Source organism: Bacillus sp. jun7 (assembly GCF_051034795.1).
Taxonomy (GTDB): Bacteria; Bacillota; Bacilli; order Bacillales; family Bacillaceae; genus Bacillus; species Bacillus velezensis.
Map to the genome: position 1 here is coordinate 795934 of NZ_CP093219.1, position 20610 is coordinate 816543.

Annotated in this window: 18 protein-coding genes and 1 riboswitch; all 18 genes read right to left on the reverse strand. The window is 46.9% G+C overall.

Annotated elements, in window-relative coordinates; all coding sequences use genetic code 11:
* Positions 1-21: 21 nt before the first annotated feature.
* The 18 genes from MJQ52_RS03375 to spoVE all read right to left on the reverse strand — a co-directional run bounded on the left by MJQ52_RS03375 (position 22) and on the right by spoVE (position 20609).
* Complete coding sequence (locus tag MJQ52_RS03375; RefSeq protein ID WP_094246954.1) at positions 22-792, reverse strand: RNA-binding protein; 771 nt, start codon at positions 790-792, stop codon at positions 22-24.
* A gap of 61 nt (positions 793-853) precedes the next feature.
* Complete coding sequence (locus MJQ52_RS03380; protein ID WP_003154408.1) at positions 854-1132, reverse strand: YggT family protein; 279 nt, start codon at positions 1130-1132, stop codon at positions 854-856.
* A 6-nt stretch (positions 1133-1138) separates the two neighbouring features.
* A complete protein-coding gene (gene sepF, locus MJQ52_RS03385; protein ID WP_007409719.1) occupies positions 1139-1597 on the reverse strand; it encodes a cell division protein SepF in 459 nt (152 codons plus the stop codon).
* On the reverse strand, positions 1594-2286 hold the full coding sequence (locus tag MJQ52_RS03390) for a YggS family pyridoxal phosphate-dependent enzyme (protein ID WP_094246955.1): 693 nt from the start codon (positions 2284-2286) through the stop codon (positions 1594-1596). The genes sepF and MJQ52_RS03390 overlap by 4 nt, the downstream gene beginning before the upstream one ends.
* 4 nt (positions 2287-2290) lie before the next feature.
* The gene (gene pgeF, locus MJQ52_RS03395; protein ID WP_032868803.1) at positions 2291-3127 is read right to left on the reverse strand and encodes a peptidoglycan editing factor PgeF; all 837 of its coding nucleotides are present in this window, start codon (positions 3125-3127) and stop codon (positions 2291-2293) included.
* A 154-nt stretch (positions 3128-3281) separates the two neighbouring features.
* A complete protein-coding gene (locus MJQ52_RS03400) occupies positions 3282-3533 on the reverse strand; it encodes a YlmC/YmxH family sporulation protein (RefSeq protein ID WP_003154415.1) in 252 nt (83 codons plus the stop codon).
* Positions 3534-3593: 60 nt separating this feature from the next.
* The gene (locus MJQ52_RS03405; protein ID WP_024085282.1) at positions 3594-4874 is read right to left on the reverse strand and encodes an acetylornithine deacetylase; all 1281 of its coding nucleotides are present in this window, start codon (positions 4872-4874) and stop codon (positions 3594-3596) included.
* A gap of 73 nt (positions 4875-4947) precedes the next feature.
* A riboswitch (TPP riboswitch) is annotated at positions 4948-5052 on the reverse strand.
* 4 nt (positions 5053-5056) lie between these two features.
* On the reverse strand, positions 5057-5854 hold the full coding sequence (locus tag MJQ52_RS03410; protein ID WP_015417427.1) for an ABC transporter ATP-binding protein: 798 nt from the start codon (positions 5852-5854) through the stop codon (positions 5057-5059).
* A gap of 128 nt (positions 5855-5982) precedes the next feature.
* On the reverse strand, positions 5983-6765 hold the full coding sequence (sigG, locus tag MJQ52_RS03415) for an RNA polymerase sporulation sigma factor SigG (protein WP_003154420.1): 783 nt from the start codon (positions 6763-6765) through the stop codon (positions 5983-5985).
* 140 nt (positions 6766-6905) lie between these two features.
* A complete protein-coding gene (sigE, locus tag MJQ52_RS03420; protein ID WP_007409714.1) occupies positions 6906-7625 on the reverse strand; it encodes an RNA polymerase sporulation sigma factor SigE in 720 nt (239 codons plus the stop codon).
* Positions 7626-7682: 57 nt separating this feature from the next.
* On the reverse strand, positions 7683-8612 hold the full coding sequence (gene spoIIGA / locus MJQ52_RS03425; protein ID WP_094246956.1) for a sigma-E processing peptidase SpoIIGA: 930 nt from the start codon (positions 8610-8612) through the stop codon (positions 7683-7685).
* Positions 8613-8828: 216 nt separating this feature from the next.
* Entirely contained in the window at positions 8829-13124 is a 4296-nt protein-coding gene (locus MJQ52_RS03430) for a S8 family peptidase (RefSeq protein ID WP_094246957.1), read from the reverse strand.
* A gap of 275 nt (positions 13125-13399) precedes the next feature.
* Positions 13400-14548 carry a cell division protein FtsZ gene (ftsZ, locus tag MJQ52_RS03435; RefSeq protein ID WP_070081790.1) on the reverse strand — a complete coding sequence of 383 codons (1149 nt, stop codon included), beginning with the start codon at positions 14546-14548 and terminating at the stop codon, positions 13400-13402.
* A gap of 35 nt (positions 14549-14583) precedes the next feature.
* Entirely contained in the window at positions 14584-15897 is a 1314-nt protein-coding gene (ftsA, locus tag MJQ52_RS03440; RefSeq protein WP_077722176.1) for a cell division protein FtsA, read from the reverse strand.
* Positions 15898-16445: 548 nt separating this feature from the next.
* On the reverse strand, positions 16446-17234 hold the full coding sequence (locus MJQ52_RS03445) for a cell division protein FtsQ/DivIB (RefSeq protein WP_024085278.1): 789 nt from the start codon (positions 17232-17234) through the stop codon (positions 16446-16448).
* Between the two features lie 129 nt (positions 17235-17363).
* Positions 17364-18275 (reverse strand): UDP-N-acetylmuramate dehydrogenase, encoded by a 912-nt coding sequence (gene murB, locus MJQ52_RS03450; protein WP_015388267.1) that lies wholly within the window; start codon positions 18273-18275, stop codon positions 17364-17366.
* 25 nt (positions 18276-18300) lie between these two features.
* Positions 18301-19392 carry an undecaprenyldiphospho-muramoylpentapeptide beta-N-acetylglucosaminyltransferase gene (gene murG / locus MJQ52_RS03455; RefSeq protein ID WP_003154428.1) on the reverse strand — a complete coding sequence of 364 codons (1092 nt, stop codon included), beginning with the start codon at positions 19390-19392 and terminating at the stop codon, positions 18301-18303.
* Positions 19393-19508: 116 nt separating this feature from the next.
* Positions 19509-20609: a stage V sporulation protein E gene (gene spoVE, locus MJQ52_RS03460; RefSeq protein ID WP_003154430.1), complete on the reverse strand. Its 1101-nt coding sequence runs from the start codon at positions 20607-20609 to the stop codon at positions 19509-19511.
* Position 20610 lies beyond the last annotated feature (1 nt).

The window sequence follows — 20610 nt, forward strand, 5'->3', positions numbered from 1 at the left end:
GAAAAAAACTGAAAAAACGACTCATTTTTGCCGTTCAAATGTAACTTTCCATTTGTCTTTTTTCGTTTTTCCGTCAACTTTTGCCAAACTGCATCGTCCGAAGCCGCGAATCGAGAGCATGTCCCCTTCAGCAACCTGATAAGACGGATCTTCAATAGCTTTCCAATTCACCTTAACGAGCCCGTTTTTCACAAGCGCCTGCGCTTTCTGCCGGGATTGCCTGCTCATTGAGGCGCAGACGGCGTCGAGACGCAATGAAGAAACCGTGTCATCCCTTATTTCGACATCTGAAGCGGGAATGTGAAGAGCGGAAAGCTCGATTCTCTCAAGCTTTACCGGCGCTTTGCCCGCCTTGGTCAGCTGAGTGCTGACAAAATCGGCGATTTCAGCGGAGACGATGAGCTGCACGGCTGCCTCTGAGAAAATCAGATCGCCGTATTTCTGCCGCTTTAAGCCGATCCCCATTAATGATCCGAGAAGAGAGCGGTGGTCAATGCTGACGAATTTTTCAGCGTATTGAACGTCAAAAGCCCGAAGCTCAAAATCATCCTGTTCAGGTTCCATATATTCAGGGTATAAAATCGCGCGTTTGCGCTCAGCTCTGTCATATCCTCCGAAAAACGCAAGACCGCAGGCGTCGCCGATAACGGCTTTTACAATCACCTGTTCCCTGGGATCTAAGAAATCAGTCAGCTTCATCCGATACTGGTCCAGGACAATCTGTTTCCATTCAAGCACCTGATCAATAAAAGGCCGCTCGTCTTGTCTGAAGTGCTGGTAAATATCGCTCATGTTCTTTCCTTTCTATGTAAAGAGGCTTGGCTGGTGCCAAGCCCGTATCAAACTGTCGCATTCAAGTATACATTGCGATCATGCGGTATAGGCCCCAAAGCCCCGTCGTGGCAAACCGAAGCACGATAATCGCTACAATCGGGGATATATCCAGCATGGCAATGGGCGGAATGATCCTTCTGAACGGCTCTAAATACGGTTCGCAAATCGCTGCGAGAAACCGTCCGACCGCCGTTTCTCTCGTACTCGGCACCCATGACATAAAGATATAGATGATCAGGGCAAACGAGTAGATGTAAATTAAATAACTCAGAACGGAAAAAATTTGATAAAGAATCATCCTGCTTTACCACCTCTGATGTTCGTCTTCATTTATAAGCTCCGAAATCGTGCCGGAAACGTCGACATTATCAGGCGTGCACAGAAAAATATCTGAACCGATTCTCTGAATGTCGCCGCCGATGGCGTAGACGGTACCGCTTAAAAAGTCGACGATTCTTTTCGCCTGATCATGCTGGATGCGCTGCAGATTGACGACAACCGCCCGCCTGTTCTTTAAATGATCGGCGATTTCCTGCGCTTCCGCATATACACGCGGTTCACTCAACACCACTTTAGAGGATTTCTGAACACTTTGCAAGCTTACTACGTTCTGCTTGCCCTGTGGCTTCTGAGCGTAAGCAGGCTGTTTATCTTTCTGCTGTTCATGCTCTTCCGGATGATCCTGCTCTGTTTCAATGTATTCGTACTCATACTCCTCCTCATCCATTGAGAAAAAGTTTTTCAGTTTATTTTTCATGCTCATTTGTTTACACCCCCCGGTTCATTTCCGACTAATGAAGAGCCGATTCTGATAAAAGTGGCGCCCTCTTCAACAGCGATTTCATAATCATTTGACATGCCCATTGACAGTTCCCGGCACGGTGCGTTTGTCTGATTCAGTTTTTGCACCTGATCCCTCAGATCACGCAATTGCCGGAAGCAGGCTCTGATCGTTTCTGTATCGTCTGTCAGGGGAGCCATCGTCATCAGGCCCTCTACAGAAATGTTTCTAAACTCAGAAAGCTCTCTGATAAAGGGGATGACCTCCTCTGCTTTCAAACCGTGCTTAGACGGCTCAAGCGAAGTATTCACCTGCACAAAACAGCGAACCGCATGCTGCGCCCGTTTTTCAATCTCTTTTGCCAATGACAGTCTGTCTAAGGAATGAATATAAGATACACGGTCAATGACGGCCTTCACCTTTCTGGACTGAAGACTGCCGATAAAGTGCCACTCCGGGCTTCCTTTGATGACTTCCTGCTTATGGATAAGCTCGGCATCCCGGTTTTCTCCCAGACTTGTAATACCGGCATCAACGGCCTCTTGAGCCCTTTCAGCTGATACGTATTTTGTAACCGCGATGACGGTAACATCTTCGGGGCTTCGGCCCGATCTGTTACATGCTTCGTTTATTCTTTCGTTTATATGTCGTAATTGATCAGCAACACGCAAGATCTTATGCCTCCTTCATTCCGATAAAGGACATCATGCGTCCCGTTTTCCCTTTGTCGCGGCGGTGTGAAAAGAATAGTTCATGCTCTCGTTCGGTGCATAGACCGCTGACTGAAATGTTTTCTTCCGGAATGCCGCAATGTATCAGAAGAAGACGGTTGACCTCTTTTAAATCAAGCTGATACTGGCCTTTTTCCGTTTCGCATATGGCGGATTCAGCCGTAAAGGGCAGCGCCCGCACTTCATTGATGACGCGGTCGTCGACTGTATAGCTTCCCGCGCTGATGGACGGACCGATGACAGCCTGAATATCTGTTAAACGGGAGCCTTCTTCGTTTACCCAGCGTTCCGTCATGATGCGTCCGATTTGTTTGACCGTCCCCTTCCATCCGGCATGGGCAGCGCCGATAATGGATTTCACCGGGTCATAAAAATACAAGGGCACACAGTCCGCAAAACAAAGGGCCAAAAAAAGATTCGCATCTTTCGTGTAGAGCCCGTCCGTCCCGCGGAATGCGGAAGAATAGTCTCTCGCTCCTTTTCCTTTATCCCCGGCTGTCACGCGCCGGACGCGGTTTTCATGTGTCTGGTCGGCGAACACCCAGGAATCCAGATCAGTACCGCATAAGGACGCTATGACTTCACGGTTTGTCACAACATCATGAGCTTCGTCCCGGACGTGCAATCCGGTATTTAATGACTCATACGGAGGATTGCTGACACCGCCGTTTTTCGTTGTGAATCCGGCGATGACCTTTGTGTTAAGCTGATTCACACAGTTCCAGTCTTCTATCATGAGTGCCGAGGGGGTGGTAAGACTAAACGGGTGATATGTATTCATGGAGATCCAACCTTTCGACAAACATTAAAAAAGCGTAATTTCCCACTCATTTTAACACAATTTTAAGCATACGTTTAGCGGCTGATTGAAAAATGAGATAAATAAATGTGCCGGAAACATTGAGATTTCCGGCTTTTTACAAGTAAAGGGAGGATTACGCTCCCCCCTTTGGTTCATTTACACGCACTAAGATGACATCTTCCCCAATTTTAACTATATTTCGCCAAGGAATGATCATTTCCTCTTCTTTTCCGAAAAAACCGAGAACTTTTCCGCTGCCGCCTAAAATAATCGCCTGAATTTTTCCCGTTGTCACGTTAATATCAATATCCCCGATGCTTCCGAGTTTTTTTCCGTTCGATACGTTTACCACATCTTTTATTTGAAATTCAGATATGCTGATCATCCGTATCACGCCCTTTGCCCGTTCTTTTTCCTATTATATGAACGGCCGGGCTGAACCTTGTCACATCGGGCAATCTTTTTTGCGGCTGCACCAGCCGAGAATAAATCTCAGCATGATTTTCGTATAGTCCATAAGCTCATCAACGGACACTTCCTCGTTTACGGAGTGGGCGTTTTTTAAATCGCCGGGGCCGTATATGACGCTCGGAATCCCGGCCTGATAAAGCCATCCTCCGTCTGTTACGGTTTGGGAAACATCAATGACGGGCTCCTGTTTTTTGACGGCAGAGTGTGATGCAGCCAAGACAGAAACTGCCGGATGATCCGGATCGATTTCCAGCGCCGGGAACACCTCTCCTCTGTCTTCAATCATCGAAGATCCGCCCCATTTGAACACCGGCCTGTTTTCTTTGAGCCACAGATCACTGTCAGCGACACGATTAATATAGTCTTCGATTTCTGCGGCTGCTTGTTCGTGCGTTTCGTTCGGATAAAAGTGGACGGTGATCCATAACCGGCATTCATCGGCGACAAACGCTGCGTGTCTTCCGCCTTCAATGACGGCGGGGTTGATCGTATTGGTGCCGGGCGCAATGCCGGGATAGCTTTTCGTTACCGCCCAGTGGCGCTCCAGCTCTCCCAAGGCAGTGATGATTTTCGCCATTTTTTCGATGGCGCTCGCTCCGAATGTGCCTCCGCCCGCATGAATCATATTGCGCCTCATGCCGTCATGAAATGTTTGTTTGCTTTTCAATTCTATCCAGCCGGTGATGACACCGCCCTGCCCTTGAATATGCAGGCTGCTCGTATCCGCGACAACCGCAAAATCGGCGTGATAGCCGCGTTTGCAGCATTCCAGCGTCCCCGCCTCGCCGACTTCTTCTCCGATTACAGACTGTACAATGAGGTCGCCCGGAAGCTTAATGCCGGCATCATGGATCAGCTTCAGAGAGAAAAGAACACACGCCAAACCCCCTTTCATATCAGCGGCGCCCCTTCCGATCAGCATGCCGTCTTTTACGAGCGGCTGAAACGGGTCAGAGTTCCAGTCTTCGCCCCCGGCTTCTGCCACATCAATGTGTCCGTTTAAAATCAGGCTTTGATGCCTGCTTGAATCTGTCCCTTTTAAAACACCGACTACATTCGGATCTTCCGGATACACATCCCACATATCGACCGAGCAGCCCGTTTCTTTTAAAAAGCCGGCCACCCACTTTTGGGCTTCTGCCGTATTTCTTGCTGGCGGGGCCGGAGTGGGAAAGGCGATCAACCTTTCAGCAATATGTATGAAGTCGTGCCTCCGTTTCTCCGCCTGGTGTAACAGCATATCAATCTGATGCATTGGAAATCTCCCCTTTGGCTGTATCAAAAAACCCGTTTCATTAAAATGAAACGGGTAAAAAACGGATCTTCCTCCGCTTTTTTCACCGCTTCCCTCCGCCGGCATGATCCGGATCAGGTCCGTTAAGGGTTGAGACAACGTCTCTCTCAGCCGCATGGCAGCACCCCCAGGGTGAATTGATGTTATTTGACGGATGATGCCTCTTTTGCACGTGTTAAAAACGGGCGGCCATTGTTCCATAAGACATTGACAGGCGTATCGAAAAACGCTGTAAGCCGCTCGTCAGAAAGCATGTCCCTGATTTTCCCGGAGGCGAACACCTCGCCTTGTTTTAAAAGCAGCGCCTGATCAAATACCGGCAGAATTTCTTCAGCGTGATGGGTGACATAAAGGATGGACGGCGCATTTTCTTTTTCGGCGATCGACGTAATCGTGTCCAGCAGCTGCTCCCTTGCCATAAAATCAAGACCCGTCACGGGTTCGTCCAAAATCAGCAGTTCCGGATCAGCCATAAGCGCCCGCGCAATCAGCGCTCTTTGTCTTTCCCCTTGTGATAATGTTTCATACCGTCTGTCGGCGTAACTGATGGCGCCCAAATCCTTCAGAAGACCGATCGCTTTTTCCCTTACCTGCTCACTCGGAGTTTCGTACAGCCCGATTGAGGCGTACGCGCCGCTGAGGGCGATTTCAAAAGCGGAGTCCGCGGCATATAATTTGTGCTGAAGACCTGCCGAAACAAGGCCGATTTTCCTTCTGAGCCTGTCACCGAGCTCTGTTTTGCCGAATTGATGGCCGAGCACCTGCATCTCTCCTGAAGTGGGGAAGTAATAAGAGCATAACATATTCAGCAAAGCCGTTTTTCCGGCTCCGTTTAATCCGTACAGCACCCAATTTTCGTTTTTCTCAACGCGCCAGTTGATATCTTTCAAAATCCATTTCCCGTTTCTTTTTAATGACACACTGTCCAGCTGTAAAATCATTGCAGTTTCCCCCGTTTACTTTATTTAAATTTTCTAAAAACTTTTACACATTAGAATACATCACTTTTTTGCAAACGTAAACCATCGCATGAAAAAAGCCTTTAAACAAAGTTTAAAGGCTTTTTCCGTTATTGATGGATATTCTTATTCATTTGTTTAATGGCTGCCTTTTCAAGCCTTGAGACCTGAGCTTGGGATATCCCGATTTCTTCAGCGACTTCCATTTGGGTTTTCCCTTGGAAAAAGCGCTTTCGCAAAATCATTTTTTCCCGTTCGTTCAGTCTTCTCATGCCTTCTTTCAGAGCGAGCTCCTCAATCCATTGTGTATCCTTGTTGCGCTCATCGCTGATCTGGTCCATCACGTAGATCGGATCGCCGCCGTCATTATAAATCGGCTCAAACAGTGAAACCGGATCCTGGATGGCGTCAAGGGCAAACACAATTTCTTCATGGGGCACTTCAAGAACTTTGGCGATTTCCTCTGCTGTCGGCTCCCTGCTTGTCTCACTGATTAACCGCTCTCTTACTTGAAGCGCTTTATATGCGATATCGCGAAGCGACCTCGAGACGCGGATCGGATTGTTATCCCGCAAATATCTGCGGATTTCTCCGATGATCATCGGTACAGCGTATGTTGAAAACTTAACATTATGGCTTAGGTCAAAATTATCAATGGATTTCATTAGTCCGATGCAGCCGACCTGAAATAAGTCATCAACATACTCTCCTCTGTTGTTAAACCTCTGAATGACGCTTAAGACAAGGCGCAGATTGCCGTTTACAAGCTTTTCCCTCGCTGAATCATCGCCCTCATCCTGCAATTGCCTAAACAGCTTTCTCATCTCTTCATTCTTGAGCACCGGTAATTTGGAGGTATCCACCCCGCAAATTTCGACTTTATTTCTTGACACGTTTTTCCCTCCCACTAGGAGCTGCTGTACAACGTTAAGTATCTCCTCGGGTGGGAAAAATATGCACCGCCATTTTACAGAAATAAACATCCGGCGCCGGCAATCCTTGCAGCAGTAAGGGCTGTCAGATGGAAAAAATTTTACACCATTTTGTTAAACTCTTTTCTCAGTCTTTTGATAATCCGCTTTTCGAGCCGGGAGATATAAGATTGTGAAATCCCCATCATGTCGGCTACATCTTTTTGTGTTTTTTCTTCTTCTCCGACAAGCCCGAAACGCAGTTCCATAATCTGCTTTTCTCTTTCGTTTAATTGCTCAAGCGCTTTTTTCAAAAGTTTTTTATCCACATTGGCTTCAATGTCTTTTGTAATAATATCATCATCTGTGCCGAGCACATCCGAAAGCAGCAGTTCGTTTCCGTCCCAATCAATGTTCAGCGGTTCATCAAAGGACACCTCTGAACGGATTTTATTGTTTCGGCGCAAGTACATTAAAATTTCGTTTTCAATACATCGCGATGCGTAGGTGGCGAGTTTGATTTTCTTTTCCGGATTAAACGTGTTTACCGCTTTGATCAAACCGATGGTGCCGATGCTGATTAAGTCCTCGATATTGATGCCGGTGTTTTCGAATTTGCGGGCAATGTAAACGACAAGACGTAAGTTTCTCTCAATCAGGATGGCCCGCGCCGCCTGATCCCCGCTCGGCAGCTTTAATAAGAGCACCTGCTCCTCTTCTTTAGACAAAGGCGGCGGCAGCGCCTCGCTTCCTCCTATGTAATACACTTCATCGCTTTTCAGTCCGAGTTTCATCAGCCATTTATACCACAAATATGTCAGACGCAGCTTAAGTTTTTTCATCTTCCTCCCCCTTCTAAATACCACGCGTTTTGAGTATGATGAATAACAGACTTTTCGTCAGGAAACATGTTTTACAGCCTTCCCTGTCAGCATCTTCGGATGAACGATTCCGTCAAATTCACCGTCAGCGGATAATGGCTTCGTGCTGATGCCGATCAGGCATTTTTCACATGCGATCATCTCGTCTTTTGTTAAAATCGTGACGTAATCCGGCTTTAAACAGAGTAAAAATTGATTGTCCTGGCCGACGCCCCTGTATGGAATCAGCCTCAGCTTATCCGCATGACGGAACGAATCATCAAGCTGCTCTATCACTTCAAGCGGACTGGCGGATTTGATGAGGTCCGTTTCCTTTTCGCTGAGAATCGGAGCGAATTTGTCAATGCGGAGAATCATGACCGGCGTTTTCGTCAGCGGATCATACAGCTGATTCCCGGAATCCACCAATCCTTTCGCGCGGATTGTCTGTCCGCTGAATTCCGCCTGCACCATGACAAGTTCATCGTACTGAATGGACTTCGTCTCAATGTCTTCAATTCTCTTTTTCGAAAAAAACCATATGGCCGGAAATCCGATAACTACAAACATCCAGCTGATCGGGTCGCCGAATCCGGTCTGGCTTGTGACCATTACGCCTTGCTGCACAATTGATTCTGTCTGCAGCAGGGAATGTACGCCGATCATTCCCCCGCCGACGAGAAAAGTCGCGAAATAAAAGGCGAACAAATTTTGAAAAAAGTATCGGAACCGTTTAAAGCCAAAAGCCGTAAGCACGATGACTACCGAAAACGCCATTTTTCCCGCCGGATGCTCCACAAAGGGAGAAACAGGCGTAAACATCAGAAGCACAATGGCTGACCCGATGAAACCGCCGGCGGCCACTCTTCTTTTTTTCACCTGGCGTTTTAAAATAAAGGCGGTCAATAAAAGCAAAAGAGAATCAAAACAAAAGTTCAACAGCCAAATGACATCCAAATAGATTTTCACATCTGACCCCTTTCCTCTTTTGTCTTACATATCTGTTTCTCTCTCTTGTTTCATAAGTATAAAGCAAGCTCTGTGGGAAAGTCTGTCAATTAATGTTGAGGGTAAAGTACAATTTTTAAGGGATAACCGTTTTATTTGTCGAGGGCCGAAAAGGTTGATTTTCTATTGTCCCCTTCAACTAAAAAAGCGCTGCCGTGATTTGGCAGCGCTCTGTTTTTACTCATTGATATAAAGTTTTCCTTTAGCCGTCTGTCTCGTTTCATTTCCGTAGTCATCTCTTGCGATAACGTCAATTTTTGCTCCGCTTGCTTTGATGGAAGAAGCCGCCGTCCAGTAACCCTCATATCGTCCCGGAGAAATTTCTCTCAGCGGAAGCTCTGTTGCGTTTTGGCTCCCTGCCCGGGCGTTTGTCAGAGGCAGACGGATCACGAAGGAAGCGTCTAATTTCTTTCCGCTTGAAAAAGCGATTTTCACTGATTCTCCGGCTTTTAATTCCTTATCCGCTCCGGGAACCAATCCGGAAATGACGGGAGCATTGTAATTGACATCGATTACCGTCTTTTTCGTTGTTTTGTTACCCGCTTCATCTGAGGCCGTGACCTTGATCTCATTGCTGCCGTTTTCCAGAAGGGTTCTCGCTTGATAAGAACCGTTATTTACTTCAGCTTTTTTTCCGTTCACCTTTACCCATTTTAAATGGGCGTCATAAGCTTTTCCTTTTACAGTAACTGCTTCTTTATTTGTTTTATCACCGTTTGACGGACTGTCAATCGTCACATCAGGCTTATCCTCATCCAGTATGACCGTGACAGGGCGTGACTCATCGGTTGACCCGCTGTCTGTCACAGATGCCGCCGTCAGCCGATTGGCATCTTTAGTGAGTGTGACACCGGCCTGGAAATTGCCGTCTGCATCTGCTTTCGTTTCTGCGGCGGTTTTACCGTTATTGGTAAGACGGACAGCGGTTTTTGGTGAAGCCGTTCCTTTCACCGTGATTGACTTCTTGTTTGTAAATGACCGGTCTTCAGGCGACGTTATCTCAGGCACAGAAGCTTCGTAGTCGACCAAAGCCCTGATCATAAAGTTTCCGTCTGATTTATCGGCTTTTGACCAGCGGCCGTCGAGGTATTGCCAGTTTCTGTTCGAGTACGGACTGCCGTCATCAGATGACAGGGCAGGTGTATAAGGATCGGGTTTCGTCTGACGGAACACCAGATAAAAATCCTTTCCGACCGCGATTCCTTTTGAGCTGAGATCCACATTGGTCCACTCGCCGTTTCGAAGCGCTTCAGCTTGGAACGGGCCGGCAATTTTGCTGCCAGGAGCTCCAGCAGGGCCGGATGCATCATATACTTCTGCTTGAAATTCGGTACCGCCCGGATCAGGCCAGTCGGCGCCCCAAAATTTAAAAAGGCCTCCCGTCAGCATACCGTGTTCTTTTCCATCTTTGAGGGTCATCTTAACGGCAGATTTGCTGCCGGCTTTAAAATATGACAGCGCGGCTTCTTCCGTCCCGTTATCATAGGCGATTTCCCCTTCATAACCGACATACGGCTTAAGCTTGACGTTTTTTTCAGCATCTCCTTTGATGTCGACAGAAAATTCGCTATTGTAAAAGCCTTTTGCCGCTACTTTGATTGTGTAGGAGCCTTCGTACGCCTTAAGCGAATATTCCCCTTTATCGTTTGTCACCGCCGGTTCAATTGCGGCATCCTCGGCCACATAAAGCGCAGCCCCTTTTACCGGTTCGCCTGTGGACTGATTGGTGATGGTTCCTTTTAGCGTGCCGGACGGCATTTGCTCTAGTGTAAAGTCTGCCTGTGCGGTTTTGTCTGATTGAATAGAAACTTGTTTCGAAGCGGACTTAAATCCGTAAGCCTCGGCTTTCAGCGTATAGCTTCCCGCCTTATGTGACAGGCTATAGCTTCCGCTTGCAGGGTCGGAATATACGGATTTCCCCGTCTCGGCGACACTGATTTGCGCTCTGAGCGGCAGGAGGTTTGTTTCACGTTTCACTCTTTTTCCGGGCGATTTCACTGCCGGTTTGGCCTGTTTCGGACTGATGGCTTTTTTCTTCAGGTGGCCGGGAGGTGTTTGTCTGTTGTGTTTACTTTTTTTAGCCGCCTTGCCGAGAGGGCTGCTTGAAAGCCGGACATCATCGATATACCATCCGTCTTCATTGAGTACTTCGTCAGACTGCATATTAAACATGAGCTTTATGTTTTGGCCTTTATACGCAGATAAATCTGCCTCTTCATCATTCCATCCTGCGGAATCACCATTGTAAACGGCCGCCTGCTCCCAATTTGATTTCCCTTCCGGCAGAACGAACACATACCCGTAATCAAAAAATTCTTCGAGCTTGTGCCAGCTTTTAAATTGTAAAAACAGCCGCCCTGTTTCCGGAACTTGAATCGGAGGCATCACGAGATTCATGTTGGCCGAATCGGCATAAGGGCCGGACAGATTCGTCGCATACACTTTTTCTCCGGAAAATGCGGCGCCGGGCCCTGAACCCGGGATACCCCATTCCCATTGATCATGTGTCCCGTAACTGGACCAGCCCGCCGGCTGTGATTCAAAATCCTCTTTGTATCCCGCCGTAATGCTCGGTTTCACGTCAGCCCGGTACGTATCAGATTCTACAGAATGACCTCCGAAATCTTTTATGGTCCATTTATAACTTATCTTGCTTCCCGTTATGTCCGGAATCGCCGCCTGGTATGTTCCCTTTTTTTCATCACCGCTTTTTTGAACGGCGGCTGTCGTTTTCCACTCTCCTTCATCAAACTGATAGGAGAGGATCACCTCAGTTATGCTTACATCATCTTCTGCTGTAACCGTTAACGGAAGGTTTGCCCCTTTGTAAGCCTCTGAGACCGGTTCATGATGAAAGCTGGGCGGATTGTGATCTTCGCCCGCAGAAGATACCTTGCCTTCTACGCTTCCGATTCCGTCCGTTACGGCAGAAACGGCATCAAAAGCGTTAACGAGGCCGTGGCCGTAACCGTTATTCGGTGATTCCGGAAAAACAGAATCTGTCAGCTTTTCGGCGGTGCGCGTCAAAACGTCTTCCATTTCATCGACCGTAATAGAGGCGTTCGCCTGCCTTAACAAAGCCGCCGTCGCCGCCACATGCGGCCCGGCCATTGAAGTTCCGTCCCAGCCGCCTTCGTATGTTCCTCCAGGAATAGAAGAACGGATATTCACGCCCGGAGCCGAAATGTCCGGTTTTGTTTCATGATACGGTGAGGGGCCTTGAAGTGAGAAATCAGCGAGTTTCTTGTCGATGTCAGTCGCACCTGTCGCAAATGCTTCAGGATAATTGGCCGGATTTGCGATTGAACCTGGTCCTCCCGGTGTAAATAAGTCTTCATTTCCCGCAGAGAATTCCGGAAAAATCCCTGCCGCTCTCCACGCATTCACCATATCGCGGTACCACTCGTCCATTCCCGAACCGCCCGCCCAGGAATTATTGACAACATCCGGCGCCATCTCGGGATGCGGCGTGCCGTTTTTATCTTTAGGCGCGAGCACCCATTCACCGGCATCCAAAATATCGGCATCGGTTCCTCCGTCATCTGAAAATGCTTTTACTGCGATCCATTTCGCCCCCGGAGCCACACCGATTTGATTTGAGCCGTCAGGTTCTGAACCCGTCATGGTCCCTGTTACATGAGTGCCGTGTTCAAGGTCATCGTAGGGAGCGTCTTTATGGGACACGGCATCATACCAGTTCATTTCATGATTCGGCGCTGCGGGATTTTCAGGATCGTAACCCCGGTATTTTTCCTTAAGCGCGGGATGATCCCACTGAACTCCCGTATCAATGGAGGCGACAACCGTGCCGGTTCCGTCGTATCCTGAGGCCCAGGCCTGCGGCGCATCAATTTGGCTGATATTCCATTCGATGCCTTCCTTTGCTTTGACCTCTTTTTGTTTTTTCTTCATTTGAAAAGGAGCTTTTGATTGCCGTTGAGTAAGCTGACGTTTTTCATTCGGAAGAACTTTTTCTACTTCAGGAAATGAGGCAACTTTTTCCATTACCTCTTTCGAAGCAGTAACTGCCATTCCGTTGACAATATAATAGGAATGGATGTGATCAGCCTTTCCTTTCTTTTTTTGTTTTTCCAAGTATGTTTTCAGATTCTGCTGCGCATCATGAGCCGCCAGTTTTAAAGAAGAAACGACGGCTGACCGCTTTTGATATTCGGTTTTTGCTGCGGAAAGCGATTGAGACTCGGCATTTTTTTCTGCTTGTTTGACCGCTTTTTTCGTATTGGCTTTCTCTTTAAATTTGATAAGAAACGTGACTTTATCATTTTTTTCAAAACGCTTCTTGACTGAATCGGAAATCTTATGCTGAATGCTCTTAGAGGAAGAAAGATCTTTGGTGAAAGAAACTGCCCCCGGTGTGCTGTTCGCTCCGGCTCCACCCGGAAACAACAGTGAACTGACGACAATCGCGCTTAAAACGGAGCCTGTCCATCTGTTTCTCGTTTTTTTCTTCAATCGTATCCCCCCCTTATTTGGTAACGACCTATAAAATGTGTATCCCTCCTTCTTAATTGGAATCGTTTGTCATTTCGATGCTGTACGTTAAATGTAGACAATCTTCCATTCAGATATTGTCACATTCTGTAGAAAGCCGTATGAAACTAAAAAACAATCAATTCGTCATAGGTCTAAAGTTTCTTTTTTCACTGTATAGATCATGGGGGATAGGAAGGAAGACTGTGCACAAAAAAGAAAAAGGACAAAACCATGTGGTCTTGTCCTTTTTTACATCAGCCGCGTTTGTTGCGGTTTCTTAAAAATGTAGGAATGTCGAGAGCATCATCCGCCGGCTGTGATGTATGGCGGTTCACCGTGTTTTGATGCTGTGTTTCTTCTCGTTTCGGCTCACGTTTCGCAGCGTTTTGGCTTTGAGACTTCAATCCTTGGTTTAAATTCGGACGCTGCGGTTTTGAGTCATCTTTTTCCTGTTCGATAAAACCGGTCGCAATAACGGTGACGACGATTTCATCTTTCAGATTTTCATTGATAACTGAACCGAAAATCATATTGACATCAGGGTCAGATGCAGAAGCGACGATGTCGGCTGCTTCCTGCACTTCGTAGAGGCTCAGGTTTGTACCTCCCGTAATGTTCATCAAAACACCTTGCGCTCCGTCGATTGCCGCTTCCAGTAACGGACTGGAGATCGCCTTTTTGGCGGCTTCAGCAGCACGGCTTTCGCCCGTAGCGATCCCGATACCCATCAATGCTGAACCTTTGTTGGACATGATGGTTTTGACATCGGCAAAGTCCAAGTTGATTAAACCAGGCGTCGCGATGAGGTCAGAGATACCTTGCACCCCTTGGCGAAGCACGTTATCAGCTTCACGGAATGCTTCAAGCATCGGTGTGTTTTTATCGACAATTTCAAGAATGCGGTCATTCGGAATAACGATCAGTGTGTCAACGGCTTCTTTCATTGCCGTGATACCGCCTGCAGCCTGCAGCTGACGTTTTCTTCCTTCAAATGTAAACGGTCTTGTTACGACACCGACAGTCAAAGCGCCTAAGTCCTTTGCGATTTGCGCGATAACCGGTGCGGCTCCCGTTCCGGTACCGCCTCCCATTCCGGCTGTAACGAACACCATGTCAGCGCCTTTTAGCGCTTCTTCGATTTGTTCCTTACTTTCTTCTGCGGCTTTTTTGCCGACTTCCGGATTCGCTCCCGCTCCGAGACCGCGGGTCAGCTTTTCCCCGATCTGCATTTTCACTTCCGCTTTTGATAGGTTAAGAGCTTGCGCGTCCGTGTTTACCGCAATGTACTCTACACCCTGCACTTCATTTTCAATCATTCGGTTGACCGCGTTATTACCGCCGCCTCCTACTCCGATTACTTTAATTGATGCTAAGCCGTCTATGTTTGTTTCGAAATCCAACATGCTAAATCCTCCTAATCTGCCGAATGACTATCAATCTATTCCCAAAACATGCTTAATAGTTTTTTCATTTTGCTCGGTTTGTTGTGTTCGGCTTGTGTTTTTTGTTTTGCTTTTGGACGCTGCTGCGCCTCAGGCCGCTGATGATGTTCTTCTTCGTGAGAGACCGCGATTTCCTGCACGGCTTCTTCCGGCATATGAAAGCCTATTTTTCTTCCCTGAATTCTGGCATTTCGGCAGGCAAATTGTATCAAGCCGACACCCGTCATATACTGAGGGTCTCTTACACCGATATAATTCGGGCTTGCGACCCTTACATTGTGCCTCAGCACTTCCTGTGCCAATGAAAGCACTCCGGGCATTGCGGCCTGTCCGCCGGTCAGCACAAAGCCGCCGGGCAGATCTGTAATTCCCATATGCTCAATTTCGGCTGCGGCAATCTCAAGAATCTCTTCCACTCTTGCTTCAATAATATTGGCAATTTCCTGCTGTGTAAAAGATTGCTTTTGATTCGTTCCTATGACGGTGACTTCAAATACTTCATCTTCTGAAGCCTCATCGTAGAATGCATGTCCGAATTGTTTTTTTACTCTTTCAGCCTCTTCGGTGGAAGTGCGCAATCCGATCGATACATCTTTCGTGATGTTTTCGCCTCCGAGCGGAATGACGGCTGTCTCCTTCAGGTGCCCCTGTTCAAATACCGCCACCGTCGTCGAGCCGCCGCCGATATCAATCATGGCGACTCCGAGGTTTTTTTCGTCTTTTGACAAAGCCGCCGAACCGGCCGCAAGCGGCTGCAGGCAGATATCAGTAATTTCAACGCCCGCTCTCTCCACACAGCGAAGTAAATTATGTAAGATCGTTTTGGAGCCGGTAATCAGCGTGCCTTCTACTTCCAGGCGCACACCGAGCATTTTTTTCGGATCGGTAATTTCGTCTCTTCCGTCAACGATAAACTGTTTCGGAATGACGTCAACGATCAGCTGCTCGTGCGGAACCGACACGACCTGTGCCGCTTCCATTACCCTGCGGACGTCTTCAACGTGAATTTCTTTGTTTTCACTGGAAACAGCGACAACGCCGTTCGTATCTTGAATATGAATATAATTTCCATTAACGCCGACAATGGCTTTTTTCAGCGGAAAACCTACCATTCTTTCAGCTTGGTCAAACGCTTTTCTTATAGAATGAACGGTTTCATCTATATCAACGATTGAGCCTTTTTTCAACCCTTCAGACGGTACATTTCCCACTCCGATAATGTTAAGGGAATCATCTGTCATTTCTCCGACGATCACTTTTGTATTGGACGTACCGATGTCAAGACTGACGTAAAGTTCATTGTTGTTCATTCTATGGCACCTCCTCACATTTCGATCAAATTCTATTCTATTATTTGCGGAACAACAATACAATGGATGTGGCTTTACAAGTGTGTAACAAAAACAACAGCATCAACAAATTTCTATCTGATTTCTCACAATTTATGTTTAATGAAACTATTCGTTATATTCTATGTATATCCTCTTTTATATCGCATTTTTTTTATTTTTTTTAGAGACGGACCACCTTACCGTAAGATTTCCTGTCACGGTGCCATAATGTGTAAACCAGATGCAAATATACCCGCTTTCCATTAGTCTACACTAAGATGAACCTCCAGAAAAGCTATAGATATTGCCAGAAACATCCGAAAAAAGAAGAAACAGGAGGAAAATTCCAAATGCAATGCTCATTAAAGAAGACACGCCCATTGCATTGAGAATTTTCCGCTTGTCCGGCAGCCTATCCCAGGCAAAAACAAACATAGTCATAATTATTCCGCTATCGGTTATATCGGCTGCCCCGCTGATTATAATAGATTCTTTTGAATCACCTCTAAATTAGTTCTTTAGAACTATTAATCATTTTCTTTTTTCTTGCCGGATTTACCTTTGTTAAATTCTTCAAAATACGTAGCGACTTCTAAGTGGATAATCCCCTTTTTCCCGCCGTCCAGCTGGGAAACGATAGAAGGATAGGTCTTCATCCGGTCGGCAAATGTTTTAATAGAAGCGGTAACTACATACCCGTCGTTCATATACAGCTTGATCCGGTCCTGATCCATTTTTACCGGTGTGTAATAGATTTCAGAAATCGACTGCTTTAGCGAACCGGAAAGCTTATCAAGCTGTTCCGCCATTTTGACCCGCTTTTTCGCGTTTGTCCAGTCAACCAAAATCGGGCCCGCGTCATCCGGCGTGACTTCGTTCGGCAGCACGGTGCCGTTCTCCAGCACTTCATAATACACATCATTCCGCTGCAGATACGCGATCGTCTTGTATTCTTCAATGTGAATGCTGACTTTATTAGGAAATACTTTTGAAAGATCCGCCTTTTTCACCAGTTTATTCTGCTCAATCTTTTCTTCTGTTTTTTTCTTGTTCAGACTCCAGAACTCGGTTTGTCCGTTATGTATATCAGAAAGCGCGTTGATCTCTTTTACAGACACGTTTTCGTTTCCGGAAACGGTGACAGAAGACACTTTGCTGATCGGCATCTGCAAGTACACGATGATCAGCACCATCATAAAAAAGAGCACAATGAATGAAATCAGCCGGCGGTTTGCTTTTTGTTTCCGCTGCTCTTTGATTTTCGGAATCCGCTCTTCAATATTTACGATTTTTTCTCTTTCATGATTTGGGTTCACTGCCTGTCCACCTCACTAAGAATGAAACAGCTTGACATTCGTCTGATTGAAAAACAAACGGCATGCTGTGATGCCGTTTGACATTTGTTAAAAGTATATCACATGAGCTCATGTAAATCAGAGAACCTTTTAACGATTCCCTCCGATGATTTCAACTTCTGTATGCATGTCAACATCATACTGCTCACGGATTGTCTTTTTCACATACTCAATCAGGTCGAGAACGTCCTTGGCAGTCGCTCCGCCGGCATTGACGATAAAATTTCCGTGCATTTCGGATACTTTCGCTCCGCCGATCTGATGTCCTTTTAATCCCGCTTTTTCAACGAGGTTTCCGGCATGATTCGGCAGCGGATTTCTGAATATGCTTCCGGCGCATGGGCTTGAATACGGCTGCGTATTTTTTCTGTAATCTTTGTTCTGCTGCATTTGCGCCGTAATGGCTTCCCGTTCCTTTTGCTCAAGCTGAAGAACTGCCTCGAGACAGACGCCGGGGCGTTTTTTCTGCAAAACAGACGTTCTGTAGCTGAAATCCATCTCTTCGTTTGTCAGCCATTCGATTGTGCCGTCTTCAAATAAGATACGGGCTTTCACAAGAATCTCACTCATATCAGATCCGTGCGCCCCGGCATTCATATAGACGGCCCCGCCGATTGATCCGGGGATGCCCGCTGCAAATTCGAGACCGGACATTCCTTTTTTACTCATGGAAGTCGCAAGCCGGACGACCGAATAGCCGCCTCCGACCGTCACCTGATCACCGTCAATCTCCAAATGATCCAGACCTGCGCCCAGTTTGATGACAACTCCTCTTATGCCTTCATCAAGCACGAGCAGATTTGAACCGCGGCCGATAACCGTCCATGGCAGATCATGTTTCTTCACAATATCCATAATATCTTTGACCGCTTCCACACGGTTGGGGATGATTAAAATGTCCGCCGGACCGCCGATTTTCATCGTTGTATGGTTCGCGAGCGGTTCTTGTTCCAGCACTTTGCCGACTTCGCGGTCTCTTAATTCCTGAATTACGTTCTCCATCATAAACCTCCGCATTCCATTTGCTCTATTTTTTTATGTCTTCCATGATACTGTACAGTCTGGCTGCCGCATCCGGAACACCGAGTGATTTTGTCCGCTCACTCATGTCTTTTAAGGTTTCTTCATTCATGACGATTTTGTCCAGCGCAGCGATCAGTTTTTCTCCGCTGAGCTCGGTTTCCTTCAGTACGATTGCAGCGTCATGCTGGCTGAGCGCCTTCGCATTGACTTCCTGGTGATTGGCTGTCACATACGGGCTCGGAATAAGCACGCTCGGAATGCCGAGAGCGGTGATCTCCGCAATCGTCGTCGCTCCGGCTCTTGCCACAATGACATCAATTGATTGTAAGTACTCCGGCATTTGGTGCAAAAACGGTTTTGTCACCATATTATCAGCGGCTTTTCCGCCTTTCAGCTCAGCCGTTACCTTCTCGTAATGCACTTCCCCGGTAATATAAAGCACTTGGTAAGGTCTCGTTTTCAATTCTTCCTGCATATCTATAACGGCACGGTTAATGGGAGCCGCGCCTCTGCTTCCGCCGAAAATGAGCACCGTTTTTTGATTGTCTTTCAGCCCGAACTCAGTTAATGAGCGGCCTGTCTTAATTGAGACGACTTCAGAGGCTCTCGGGTTTCCCGTAAACACAACTTTTTCAGCAGGAAAATGTGATTTTGCCTCTTCAAAGCAAATTGCCACCTTATTAACATATTTCGAGAGAAACTTATTTGTGATGCCTGGAAGGCTGTTTTGCTCATGAATGATCGTCGGAATTCCCATTTTTGCGGCCGCGTATACAACCGGACCGCATACATAGCCGCCTGTACCGATAACGGCATCCGGTTTAAACTCTTTTAAATATGATTTGCTTTTCTTCACGCCTTTTAAGAAACGCATGACGGTTTTTACATTTTCAAAAGAAAGTTTTCGTTTGAAACCTGTAATTTCAATGGCGCGGAACGGGATATTTTCCCGTTCAACAATTTTTTTCTCAAGACCGTTCTCTGTTCCGATATACAAAAATTCCACATCCGGATGCCGGCGCTGAACTTCTTTAATAAAGGCCAAAGCCGGATAAATATGTCCTCCGGTTCCGCCTCCGCTTACTGCAATACGCATTCGTATGTCCCCCTTAATCACATAGCGATAACCCTGTTTTTTAGGACAGGGTTATTGATGTTGTCTGTTTTTTTATAGATAACGAATAGATCATGAGTGATGAGGCAAGATACAGATCAATACCTCGAGTACCGGCTGACATTTAAAAGCACGCCGACCGCTGCGAGCATCAGCGTCAGTGATGAGCCTCCGTAGCTTAAAAACGGCAGCGTAATTCCTGTTACCGGGATCAGCCCCGTCACAACGCCGATATTAATCATGACTTGAATAGCTATCATAGAAATAATACCGATGGCGACAAAGCTTCCGTATAAATCCGGCGCGCCGAGGGCAATCCTGACGCCCCGCCATAATAAAATACTGAACAGCAGCAATATGAGCGAACCGCCGATAAAGCCGAGTTCCTCAGATAAAATAGCAAAAATGAAATCGGTTTGCGGCTCCGGCAGGTAAAAAAACTTTTGCCGGCTTTGGCCGAGCCCCATCCCGAACAGTCCGCCCGGACCTACGGCATAGAGCGACTGAATGATCTGAAATCCGCTTCCAAGCGGGTCCTCCCACGGGTTTAAGTAAGAGGTAATCCGTTTAATCCGATAAGGAGCGGACAGAACAAGCGCCGCAAATCCGCTTAAACCGATGAGTCCGAGAAACGCGAAATGAGCGATTCGCGCACCGGATACAAAAATCATCACGATGCACGTACCCACCATTACCGTCCCCGTTCCCAGGTCCGGCTGGCACATAATAATAATAAATGCAGAAAACACGATTCCGAGCGCGGGAACGAATCCGCGTCTGAATGACGTAATATTCTTCTGTTTTTCAGAAAGAAATTTAGCCAGAAACGCAATCATCGCGAGTTTCATAAACTCCGAAGGCTGAATGCTGAACGCTCCCACTCCGATCCAGCTTCTTGAACCGTTCCGCACCATTCCGACTCCCGGAATCAGCACAAGCACAAGCAGAAAAAAACAAATGATCAGAAGCAGCTTCGACCATGTGCGCCATGTCCAATAATCCACATTCATAATGAAAAACATGGCAATGACGCCGATCCCCGCAAACAGCAGCTGCCGTTTTGCGAAGAAAAACGAGTCGTCAAATTTATAATCCGCCCATACCGCACTTGCACTGTAGACCATAATTAATCCTATTGTTAAAAGCAATAACGTAATAATAACTAATAACAAATCAGGCGCTGTTTTTTTAGTAGTCAAA